Genomic DNA, 7,810 nt, shown 5'->3' with positions numbered 1-7,810 from the left:
CCCCGGCCGCCGAGGTCGTCGGCCGCCTGCTGGCGGAGGCACGTCAGGCCCTTTCCGTCGCGATCACGCGCATTTCGCCGGTGTAGCACCACAGAATGACGTCGTGACGACCGCGCGCGAGCTCGCCGACGAGATGCTGACCCTGGTGCTGGACGCCGATCCCGTCATGGCCACCCTGCTCGGCATCCCGGGCTGGGACGACCGGTTGCCGGACCCGAGCGCCGACGGCGAGCGCGCGCTGCGCGCCCGTGCCGAGGACGTGGCACGCCGGGCGCGCGCCGGGGACGACGACCCGGTGACGCGTGCGGTCGTGGTGCAGCAGGCGTGGAGCCTGGTGCACGGCGTGGACGCGAAGCTGGTCGAGCACACCCACGCCGAAGGCCTCAACGCGCCGCTGGCCGTGCTGCTGGTGGCGTTGCCGCTGGTCCGCCCGACCGATGACGCGGCACGGCGGGCCTACCTGACCCGGCTGTCGTCGCTGCCCGCCTACCTCGAAGCCCTCACCCGGCGGCAACGCGGCTCGGTCCGCCGTCCGCTGAGGCACCTGGTGCGGGCCGCCGTCGACCGCCTCGACCGCTACCTGGCCGACGCCGACGACCCGCTGGCCGCGCCGCTGCGGGACACCCGGTTCGCCCCGGTGTGCGCCCGGCTGCTGGAGGAGGTCGTGCGCCCCGCCGTCGCCCGCTACCGGGACTTCCTGCGCGTCGAGGTGGTCGACCGCGGGCGCGGCGAGGACGAACCGGGCCTGTGCTGGCTGCCCGACGGCGACCTGGCGTACGCGGACCTCGTCCGCACCTACACCACGACCGGCCACACCCCGGAGGAGCTGCACCGGATCGGCGTGCAGCTGATCGAGGAGCTGGACCGGGAGTACGAGGAGGTCGGGAGCCGGGTGTTCGGCCCCATCACGGCCGCCGGCGTGCGCGCCCGGCTGCTCGCGGACCCGGACCTGCGCTGGTCCGGCGCCGACGACATGGTGCGGTTGGCCGAGCGGTGCATCGCCCGTGCCGAGGAGGTGGCGGGGGACTGGTTCGGCGCGGTGCCGGCGGCGCGGTGCGCGGTCGACGTGGTGCCGGCGGCGGACGCGCCGAACGCGCCGCTGGCCTACTACGTGGACCCGGCGATGGACGGCTCCAGACCGGGCACCTACTTCGTCAACACCCACCAGGCCGAGCTGCGCGACCGGTTCAGCGCCGAGGCCACCGCGTTCCACGAGGGCGTGCCCGGTCACCACTTCCAGATCTCGCTGGCCCAGCAGCTGGGGGACCTGCCGCTGCTGCGCCGGTTCGCCTCCATCGAGGCCTACCTGGAGGGCTGGGCGCTCTACGCCGAGCGGCTGGCCGACGAGATGGGCCTCTACAGCGACGACGTGGCACGGCTGGGCATGTTGTCGGCGGACTCGCTGCGCGCCGCGCGCCTGGTGGTGGACACCGGTCTGCACGCGTTGCGCTGGACGCGGCAGCAGGCCGTGGACTACCTGCGCGCCAACGCCGTCATGCCGGACGTGGACATCTTCTCCGAGGTCGACCGGTACATCGAGAACCCCGCGCAGGCGCTGTCGTACATGGTGGGGCGGCTGGAGATCCAGCGCCTGCGCGGCGAGGCGGAGCGGAGGCTGGGCGACCGCTTCGACATCAGGGCGTTCCACGACCTCGTGCTGAGCGGCGGACCGCTGCCGATGGCCGTGCTGGCCGACGTGGTCGGCCGGTGGTGCGACTCAGTCCTCGGTGTCGGCGGCGGTGCGGTTCAGCAGTGACCGCCGCCTGCTGTAGGTGAAGTAGACGACCAGGCCGATGACGAACCAGACCGCGAAGCGGAGCCAGGTCTCCGGCGCGAGGAACGTGATCAGCCACAGCGAGAACACCACGCCGATGATCGGCACGACCGGCATGCCCGGCGTCCGGAACGTGCGCGGCAGGTCCGGCTGCTTGTACCGCAGCACGATCACCGCGACGCAGACGACCACGAACGCCAGCAGGATGCCGATGTTGGTCAGCTCGGCGGCCGCGGCGATGGGCAGGAAGCCCGCGATGACGGCGGAGGCGATGCCGAGCACCCACGTGGTGCGCGTCGGCACGTGCTTGACCGGGTGGGTCTTGGCGAACCACTTCGGCAGCAGCCCGTCGCGCGACATCGAGTAGCCGACGCGGGCCGCGCCCATGAGGAACGTGAACAGCACGGTCGTGATGCCCAGCACCGCGCCGACCGAGATGACGATGCCCAGCGCGGGCAGGCCGACGTCGGCGAACGCCGAGGCGAACGCGCTCTCCGCGTCCACGTCCTTGTAGTTGACCATGCCGGTGAGCACGAGGCAGGCCAGCACGTACAGCACCATCGAGATGGCCAGCGAGTAGATGATCGCCTTGGGCATGTGCTTCTGGGAGTCCTTGGACTCCTCGGCGGCCGTGCTCATGGCGTCGTAGCCGAACACCGCGAAGAACACCGTGGCCGCGCCGGTGAACGCGCCGGACAGGCCGAACGGGAAGAACGGGTTGTAGTTGGCGGTGTCGATGTGGAACGCGCCGACCACGATGACCAGCAGCACCACGGCGACCTTCAGGTACACCAGGGTCGTCTCGAACCGGGCCGCGTTCTTCATGCCCATGTTGAGCACGAACGCGATCAGCAGGCACACCAGGGCGGCGAACAGGTTGACCTTGTAGCTGCCCGCCGCCACGTCCGTGCCCTCGGTGCCCGGTGCGCCGAGCATCCACACCGGCAGGTCGATGCCGAGCAGGTTCAGCAGCTCGTTGAAGTAGCCGCTGATGCCGATCGCCACCACGGCCACGATCGCGGTGTACTCCAGCAGCAGGTCCCAGCCGATGAACCAGCCGACGATCTCGCCGAGCACGGCGTAGCCGTAGGTGTAGGCCGAACCCGCCCTGGGGATCAGACCCGCGAACTCCGCGTAGGAGAACGCGGCGGCGGCGCTGGCGATGCCCGCGACGAGGAACGAGATCAGCACGGCCGGGCCCGCGGTCTTGTTGGCCACGGCGCCGGCCAGCGAGAAGATGCCCGCGCCGATGATGCCGCCGATGCCGATCGCGGTCAGCTGCCACAGCCCGAGCGTGCGGGTGAGGGGTGTCCTGTCGTCACTGATCTGCTCGATCGGCTTGCGGCGGAAGACGCCGCTGCCCCGGCCGAATCCCTGCACCGTCATTCGTCCAGCTCCCTCGGTGGATTGGTGTGCGGCGAACCGTACGCCGGTCAACTGTCACCGGGTTTGTTCGATCGAACCATTCAAGGGGACGATTCTTGTGCGGATGGACCAGCGCGCCGGCGCTCAGTCGCGACTGAAGACGATCTTGCCCGCGGTCTCGCCGTCGAGCATGGCGCGCAGCCCCTCGTCGACCTTCCCGAACGGCAGCTGGGCGCCGATCTGGGGGCGCAGGCCCTTCAGGTCGCAGAACGCCAGCAGGTCGCGCAGCTCCTCCCGGGTGCCCATGGTGGAGCCGACCACCCGCAGCTGGAGGAAGAACAACCGCTGGAGCTCGGCCGCCGACGCGTCACCGCTCGTCGCGCCGGAGATCACCACGGTCCCGCCCGGCTTGAGCGACTTCATCGAGTGCGACCAGGTGGCCTTGCCGACGGTCTCGAACACGGCGTCCACGCGCTCCGGCAGCCGTGCGCCGGACTCGAACACCTGGTGCGCGCCCAGGCCCTCGGCCAACGCGCGCTTCTCCTCCGTGCGGCCGGTCACCCACACCCGGAAGCCCGCCGCCCGACCCAGCTGCACCAACGCCGTCGAGACGCCGCCGGACGCGCCCTGCACGAGCATCGTCTGACCGGGCCGCAGACCCGAGTTCACGAACAGCATCCGGTACGCGGTCAGCCACGCCGTGCCCATGCACGCCGCTTCGGCGAAGCTCAGCCCCGCCGGCTTCGGCAACGCGTTGCGCGCCGGGACGACGACGTAGTCCGCGAACGTGCCCTGGTACTTCTCGGTGAGCAGGGTGCGACGGGGGTCCAGCGTCTCGTCACCGAACCAGGTCGGGTCCCCGATCACGGAGTGCAGCACGACCTCCGTGCCGTCCTCCAGCACGCCCGCGCCGTCGCAGCCCAGGATCATCGGGAACTGCTCCGCCTTGATCCCCACGCCGCGCAGCGTCCACAGGTCGTGCATGTTCAGGCTCGCCGCTCTCACGGCCACCTTCACCCAGCCCTCCGGCACTTCGGGCTCCGGTCGTTCGCCCACGCGCAGGGCGGCGATCGGGTCTTGCGGGCTCGGCTCGGCTGCGTAGACGGCGAACATGCGGGCAACTTACCGAGAGGTAGTGATCCTTGTGCGGTGAAGCGCGTCACGGGACTAGGCTCGGCGGCGTGGTGGACGCGTTCGAGCAGTGGTGGGACGGGGTCGAGCTGTGGTTGGCGCAGCTGTCCTTCCCGTTCCAGTTCGGCCTGCTCATGTGCGTGCTGCTGCCCGCGTGCCTGGGCGCGGCCCGGCTGATCGACCGGGTCGTCGACAACGCCTCGACCAGGTTCAACCCGGTGCCCAAGGTCGACCCGGCCGCCGTCGAGGCCCAGCCCGACCAGGTGGACGTCACCCGGCCTTCGTAGGCTCTGGGACCGTGACTCCCGCCCGGCGGCTCTCCGTCGCACTGCTCGGCCTGATCGCGCTCGTCGTGGTCGGCTACTTCGCCAAGGACATCACCGGCACGTCGTCCGACCCCGCGCCGGCTTCGGCCTCCGCTTCGGCTTCGGTCCCCGGTGCCGGTGCGGCCTCGGTCCCCGGTGCGGGCTCGGGGTTGCCGGTGCGGTCGCTGTCGAGCCTGCCCGAGCAGGTGCGGTCCACCTGGGAGCTGATCGGGCGGGGCGGGCCGTTCCCGTACCCGCGCAACGACGGCGTGGCGTTCGAGAACCGCGAGAAGCGGCTGCCCGCCAAGCCGTCCGACTACTACCGGGAGTACACCGTGCCGACGCCGGGCAGCGACGACCGCGGCGCCCGGCGGCTCGTGACCGGGTCGTCCGACGAGGTGTACTACACGCCCGACCACTACGACTCGTTCGTCGTCGTGGACGTGGCCCGATGACTCACCGGCACGTGGTGCGGCGGGGCGCGCACTCGAAGCAGGCCGCCATCCGGGCCATCGCGGACGCGTTGAGCTTCCCCGACTGGTTCGGCCACAACCTGGACGCGCTGCACGACTGCCTGACCGACCTGTCGTGGCTGCCCGAGGGCGAGCACGTGCTGGAGTGGGAGGGCGGGAACGCCGACGTCGAGGCCGTGCTGGCCGACGCGGTGGCGCGCACGGCCCGGTCGGGTGACCGCGTGCTGACCGTCGTGTACACCGACTGAGTCATCCCGGTCCGCTCGCACTGCGAGGGGTGCTCACAACCGGCACAGTCCAGCCATGAACCACCCGGTACTGCGCCTGGCCGCCGTCACGGCGCTCGCGCTGACCCTGGCCGTCCCCGCCCGTGCCGAGGAGCCGGGCTGCGACTACCTGGAACCCTTCACGCCGTTCGACGTGGTCGGCGGCGACAACCCGGTCACCATGCGCAACGGCCGGGTCGTCGAGCTCCGCACGTCCAACCGCACCCGTTGCGCCTGGGGGCGGCTGAGCGACGCCAAACCCGCCGAGGAGATCTGGACGGACCGCAAGAACGTCGACGGGTCCGACTACCAGGGGTTCCTCGGGTACACCCGGGTCCAGTCGGGCAACGGCGCGCACACCGAGGCGTTCGACAACAACGCCAAGCTGCTGCGCGCGTGCGGGTCGTCCGAAGGCCGGATCGAGTGCACGGGCTGGTTCTAGTCGTCCGCGCCCGTCTCCTCGGCGGGCACCCACGACGGCTTGCGCTTGCCCACGAACGCGGCGATGCCCTCCTGGCCCTCGGGGCCGCCGAAGTGGCGTGCGGACAGGGCGAGCATGTCGGAGAACACCTCGCTCAGGTCACCGGACCGGGGCTGCTGGAGCATCCGCTTGGTGGCGGCCAGGGCGTTCGGCGCACCGAGGGCGAGCATGTCGGTGTAGCGGGTGACCTCGGCGTCGAGGTCGGCCGGGGGCACGGCCGAGTTGACCAGGCCGATGGCCACGGCCTTCGGCGCGGCGAACGTCTCGCCGGTCAGGAACAGCTCGTGCGCGGCCCGCGGCAGCAGGCGGGGCAGCACGGTCACCGAGATGACGGCGGGCACCACGCCGATGCGGACCTCGCTGAACGCGAACGTGGCCGTGTCCACCGCGACCGCGATGTCGCACGCCGCGACGATGCCGACGCCGCCCGCGCGCGCCGGGCCGGCCAGTCGTGCGACCACGGGCTTGGGGCTGGTCCACAGCTGTTCCAGGATCGCCGGGAACTCGTTGACGCCCTGCTGGTCGGCGCTCGCGCCGCCCGCCTCCTTGAGGTCCATGCCCGAGCAGAACACCGGTCCGGTGTGGCTCAGCACGATCACGCGCACGGCGTCGTCGGCCGTGGCGGTCCTCAGGTGGCCGGTCAGCTCGGCGCGCAGCCGTGCGGACAGGGCGTTGCGGTTGTGGGGGGAGTCCAGCGTGATCGTCGCGATGCCACGCCGCACCTCGTAGTGGACCAGCTCGTCTGCCATGGGCCGCACTCTACGATCCCGACTTTATTGACAGTGTGCTGTCGAATTGACAGTATGCTGTCATGACACCGAGCGCGGTCCACCTCGCCCTGTACGACGCCGTGGCCGACTGGGAGTTCGGGTACGCGACGGCGCAGATCAACACGCCGCAGTTCCAGAAGGTGCCCGGTCGCTACCGGGTGCGGACGGTCGGCGCGACGCTCGACCCGGTGACGTCCATCGGGGGTCTGCGGATCACGCCGGACGTGGTGCTGGCCGACGTCGACCCGGCGGACAGCGCGATGCTGATCCTGCCCGGCGCGTCGACCTGGGAGGGCGGTGGCAACGCGGTGTTCGCCGCGGCGGCGCGGCGGTGGCTGGAGGCGGGCGTGCCGGTGGCGGCGATCTGCGGTGCGACGATCGGCCTGGCCGCCGAGGGCCTGCTCGACTCGCGGCCGCACGGCGGCAACGCGGTGGAGGAGCTCGCGGCCGTGCCGGGGTACGCCGGTGCGGCCCTGTTCCGCTCCGAGCGCGCCGTGCGGGCGGACGGCCTGATCACGGCCGGTGCGGCGTCGGCGCTGGAGTTCGCGCGGGAGGTCTTCGTGGAGCTGGACCTGTACGAGCCGGCCGTGCTGGACGCGTGGTACGGCCTGTACCGCACGGGCGACCCGGCGTGGTTCGGCAAGCTCGTGGCCGCGGTCTCGTGAGCGCGGTCTCGTGAGCGGGGTCGAGCCGCGCACCGAGGCCGGCGACGTGCTGACCGAGGTCGTCATGCGCACGTTCCGGCTCTACGGCGGCTTCCTGGAGGCGGCCGAGGTGATGACGAGACCGGTCGGCCTCACCGCCGCGTGGTGGCAGGTGCTGGGCGCCGTCCTGCGCCGACCGCTGACGGTCTCCGGCATCGCCCGGGAGATGAGCCTGACCCGGCAGAGCGTGCAACGCATCGCGGACCTGCTGGTGGAGAAGGGACTGGCCGAGTACCTGCCCAACCCGGCCCACAAGCGGGCCAAGCTGTTCCGCCCCACCGCCGAGGGCCACGCCGCCGTCGCCCGCCTGGCCGAGGCCCAGCACGCCTTCACCAACCGCATCTCGGCCCAGGTGGACCTGGCCGACCTCCGCACCACCCTGCACGTGATGGACCGCCTCATCACCGCCCTGGAGACCGACCACCCCTGACCGCGAGAGTCCTACGTTCACGCGCCGAGAGTCCTACGTCCACGACCGGTGAGTTCAACGCTCAGCCCACGCGAGGCGCCCGGGTGGCGTTGCGCGAGCGTTGAACTCAGG

The 7,810-nt window shown here is 71.5% G+C and carries 10 protein-coding genes; 7 read left to right on the top strand and 3 right to left on the bottom strand.

Features of this window, described 5'->3' with window-relative positions; translation table 11 throughout:
* The first annotated feature begins 103 nt into the window (after positions 1-103).
* On the top strand, positions 104-1,756 hold the full coding sequence (locus AB0G02_RS23520) for a DUF885 domain-containing protein (RefSeq protein ID WP_360797620.1): 1,653 nt from the start codon (positions 104-106) through the stop codon (positions 1,754-1,756).
* Here the strand turns inward: AB0G02_RS23520 and AB0G02_RS23515 are convergent.
* Both AB0G02_RS23515 and AB0G02_RS23510 read right to left on the bottom strand, forming a co-directional pair.
* The gene (locus tag AB0G02_RS23515) at positions 1,718-3,160 is read right to left on the bottom strand and encodes an amino acid permease (protein WP_360797619.1); all 1,443 of its coding nucleotides are present in this window, start codon (positions 3,158-3,160) and stop codon (positions 1,718-1,720) included. The genes AB0G02_RS23520 and AB0G02_RS23515 overlap by 39 nt on opposite strands.
* A 123-nt stretch (positions 3,161-3,283) precedes the next feature.
* Positions 3,284-4,252, bottom strand: a complete 969-nt coding sequence (locus AB0G02_RS23510) for a zinc-binding dehydrogenase (RefSeq protein WP_360797618.1) — start codon at positions 4,250-4,252, stop codon at positions 3,284-3,286.
* A 71-nt stretch (positions 4,253-4,323) separates the two neighbouring features.
* Between AB0G02_RS23510 and AB0G02_RS23505 the strand changes: the two genes are divergently transcribed.
* Genes AB0G02_RS23505 through AB0G02_RS23490 form a run of 4 tightly spaced genes read left to right on the top strand, consistent with a single transcriptional unit; the run spans position 4,324 to position 5,756 of the window.
* Positions 4,324-4,557, top strand: coding sequence for a hypothetical protein (locus AB0G02_RS23505; RefSeq protein ID WP_360797621.1), 234 nt, complete (start codon positions 4,324-4,326; stop codon positions 4,555-4,557).
* A gap of 11 nt (positions 4,558-4,568) precedes the next feature.
* Positions 4,569-5,030 carry a ribonuclease domain-containing protein gene (locus AB0G02_RS23500; RefSeq protein ID WP_360797617.1) on the top strand — a complete coding sequence of 154 codons (462 nt, stop codon included), beginning with the start codon at positions 4,569-4,571 and terminating at the stop codon, positions 5,028-5,030.
* On the top strand, positions 5,027-5,296 hold the full coding sequence (locus AB0G02_RS23495) for a barstar family protein (protein ID WP_360797616.1): 270 nt from the start codon (positions 5,027-5,029) through the stop codon (positions 5,294-5,296). The genes AB0G02_RS23500 and AB0G02_RS23495 overlap by 4 nt, the downstream gene beginning before the upstream one ends.
* 55 nt (positions 5,297-5,351) lie before the next feature.
* A complete protein-coding gene (locus tag AB0G02_RS23490; RefSeq protein WP_360797615.1) occupies positions 5,352-5,756 on the top strand; it encodes a hypothetical protein in 405 nt (134 codons plus the stop codon).
* Here AB0G02_RS23490 and AB0G02_RS23485 read toward each other — a convergent pair.
* Positions 5,753-6,544: an enoyl-CoA hydratase-related protein gene (locus tag AB0G02_RS23485; RefSeq protein WP_360797614.1), complete on the bottom strand. Its 792-nt coding sequence runs from the start codon at positions 6,542-6,544 to the stop codon at positions 5,753-5,755. The two genes, AB0G02_RS23490 and AB0G02_RS23485, sit on opposite strands and share 4 nt — an antisense overlap.
* Before the next feature lie 62 nt (positions 6,545-6,606).
* On the opposite strand from AB0G02_RS23485, the gene AB0G02_RS23480 reads away from it, so the two are divergent.
* On the top strand, positions 6,607-7,230 hold the full coding sequence (locus AB0G02_RS23480; protein WP_360797613.1) for a DJ-1/PfpI family protein: 624 nt from the start codon (positions 6,607-6,609) through the stop codon (positions 7,228-7,230).
* A 10-nt stretch (positions 7,231-7,240) separates the two neighbouring features.
* Positions 7,241-7,699 (top strand): MarR family transcriptional regulator, encoded by a 459-nt coding sequence (locus tag AB0G02_RS23475; RefSeq protein ID WP_360797612.1) that lies wholly within the window; start codon positions 7,241-7,243, stop codon positions 7,697-7,699.
* The last annotated feature ends 111 nt before the right edge of the window (positions 7,700-7,810 follow it).

Origin of the sequence: Actinosynnema sp. NPDC023658 (genome assembly GCF_040639995.1) — a bacterium.
In the GTDB taxonomy this organism is placed as follows: Bacteria; Actinomycetota; Actinomycetes; order Mycobacteriales; family Pseudonocardiaceae; genus Actinosynnema.
This window is presented reverse-complemented; position numbering and strand designations above follow the sequence as displayed.